1 rRNA gene is annotated in these 375 nt (G+C 61.9%); it reads left to right on the top strand.

Annotated features, from left to right (window positions below):
* Nucleotides 1-108, top strand: a 16S ribosomal RNA gene (locus QSK10_RS34175); the annotation flags it as partial.
* Nucleotides 109-375 lie beyond the last annotated feature (267 nt).

Raw genomic sequence — 375 nt, 5'->3', positions numbered from 1 at the left:
GGTGGCCCAACCCCTTGCGGGAGGGAGCCGTCGAAGGTGGGGCTGGCGATTGGGACGAAGTCGTAACAAGGTAGCCGTACCGGAAGGTGCGGCTGGATCACCTCCTTTCTAAGGAGTAACCCAACCCCGGCCCACTGGTGTCCATCAGAGACACCAGGGTGATCGAGGTTCACCGGAACCTTTGCACACATCCACGCCGACACCATGCGGCGAGATGAACAACCCCGCCTCTAGCAGGCCGAGGGTTGACTGACCGAAACACTCTGTTGGGTCCTGAGACAACACGTCCAGGACCACCCCCCTGAGGGAATCCGCCAAGCGCGGGTGTCCGAGGGGGTTTGGTGGTCTCTGACGGGTTGCTCGAAGGTGGCGTTA

Source organism: Actinorhabdospora filicis (assembly GCF_030269765.1).
In the GTDB taxonomy this organism is placed as follows: Bacteria; Actinomycetota; Actinomycetes; order Mycobacteriales; family Micromonosporaceae; genus Actinorhabdospora; species Actinorhabdospora filicis.
The sequence above is the reverse complement of the archived record's forward strand: the minus strand, read 5'-3'. Positions and strand labels throughout refer to the sequence as shown.